Origin of the sequence: Clostridium sp. CAG:43, from assembly GCF_000434655.1 — a bacterium.
GTDB lineage: Bacteria > Bacillota > Clostridia > Lachnospirales > Lachnospiraceae > Otoolea > Otoolea fessa.
In genome coordinates this window covers 1-2131 of sequence record NZ_FR895090.1, presented here as the reverse complement: position 1 = coordinate 2131, position 2131 = coordinate 1, and the positions used below count along the sequence as shown (strand labels likewise).

The 2131-nt window shown below is 49.7% G+C and carries 2 protein-coding genes; both read left to right on the top strand.

Going from position 1 to position 2131, the window contains the following annotated elements; translation table 11 throughout:
- Nucleotides 1-83: 83 nt before the first annotated feature.
- Entirely contained in the window at nt 84-572 is a 489-nt protein-coding gene (locus QVO97_RS07080) for a TRAP transporter small permease (RefSeq protein WP_022359659.1), read from the top strand.
- Nucleotides 573-2131: TRAP transporter large permease (locus QVO97_RS07075; protein ID WP_288189281.1), on the top strand; the 1559-nt coding region annotated here is incomplete at its 3' end. It abuts the gene before it with no gap.

Sequence of the window (2131 nt, the reverse complement as noted above, 5' to 3'; positions counted from 1 at the left end):
TGACACAAAAACGTTCAGATGAATGCATACAGCCGACAAAAATGTGGAAAAATAAGATACTTATTTTAGGAGGAGAGCGCAGTATGAAAGGATATAAAAAGCTGATGGATATTGTGGCGATGGTTGAGAAAACCGTGCTGGTAGTCACGATGATCCTGATCCTTGTACTGACGGTGGGAAATGTATTTTCCCGTAAGGTAATTCACCAGTCCTGGTCCTTTACAGAGGAGCTGGTTGTTGCCATTTTTGTATTAATTACGCTGCTTGGCGCGGCGCTGTCTGCGCGTGAGGGCGGACTGGTAGGCTTAAATCTGGTAACAGAGCGTCTGCCGAAATCGGCAAAGAAGCCGGTCATGATTCTGATTACAATCTTTTCGGTTCTCTTTATGGGAATCTTATTTTACTATGGCATGGACAAGGTACTGGCGCAGCTTGCGAACCAGAAACGTACCTTTGTATTGAACTGGCCGGAGTGGATCTTCTGGTCCTTTGTACCGATCGGTTCGGTGTGCATGATTTTTCATTTTATCGAGTTCTGTCTCGATGTGTGTACGAAAAAGGAGGACAAATAAATGGTTAGCGCAGTTCTTTTTATTACCTTTTTCGTATTATTAGTGCTGAATGTGCCGATCGCCGTCTGTCTGGGACTTTCTTCCGCGGCGGCGATCCTGTATTCCGGTACTTCTTTAACGATTGTAGCGACGAATATTTACTCCGGCATCAGTAAATTCCTGCTGCTGGCGATTCCGTTTTTCGTATTATCTGGAAATATCATGGCGAAGGCGGGGATTTCCACGCGCCTGATCCGTTTCGTTGACACCTGTGTCGGTCACAGAAAAGGCGGCATTGCGAATGTGTGTATCATCGTAGCCTGCTTTTTCGGCGCGATCTCCGGTTCCGGTCCGGCGACGGTAGCGGCCCTGGGTGCGGTCCTGATTCCGGCGATGGTAGAGCGGGGCGGTTTCTCTGCAGCGTTCTCGACGGCATTGATGGCAACTTCCAGTTCCATCGCGATTGTCATCCCGCCGAGTATCGCGTTTGTTGTATACGCGTCGATCACGGGTGTTTCCATCGGAGATATGTTTATGGCAGGTATCATCCCGGGTATCCTGATGGGTCTGGCTCTGGTAGTTGTCGTTATGCTGGAGGTACGCCGCAATCATGTCATGCCGTCCAACGTAGAGAAGGCATCCGCAAAAGAGCGCTGGAACGCATTTAAGGATGCATTCTGGGGATTTTTGATGCCGATCATCATTCTGGGTGGTATCTACGGAGGCTTTTTTACACCGACCGAGGCGGCAGCCGTATCCGTTGTGTACGGTCTGTTTGTCGGCATGGTTATTTATAAGGAAGTAAAATTTAAAGACCTGTGGGAAATTCTGATTGATTCGGCAAAGACCACCGGCGGCATCATGCTGATCGTAGCGTGTGCGTCGCTGTTCTCCTTTGTCTGCACCCGTTTCGGTATTTCGACGGCTGCTTCCGAACTGTTAGCAAGAGTAGCAGGCAACCAGTTTACTTTCTTGCTGATTTGTAACATTATTTTCCTGATCGCGGGCTGCTTTATTGATGCAAACTCTGCGATGTACATTTTCATCCCGATCATGCTGCCGGTCTGCAAGGCACTGGGCTACAACGTGATCGCATTTGGTATCATGGCAACGGTCAACCTGGCAATTGGTCAGGTAACACCTCCGGTCGGTGTCAACCTGTTTGTCGCGATCGGCATCAAATTAAGAGATGGTATTCGCGTAACGCTGCAGCAAATTTCCAGGGCAGTCGTTCCGATGGTAGCCGCTTCCATTGCTGTTTTACTGATAATTACATATATTCCGCAGATTTCGACCTGTCTGCCGGCGGCACTGGGAAGTGCGGCAGCCATTGAAAATGACGAGACAGTCGGAGGCGACAGCGGAACCACCCAGACAGACAATGACGATTTCAACACGATCGGCGATTACAGCGATCTGGATTGGGCGGATATGACCTGGAACTTTACGTGTTCCACAACCGAGACAAGCACCTGGGCACAGGCGGGACGTAAGTTTGGCGAGCTCATGGAGCAGGCGACCGGCGGCAAGGTCAAAGTAGATGTTTACGCAGCCGATCAGCTGACCGGTGGAAACCAGTC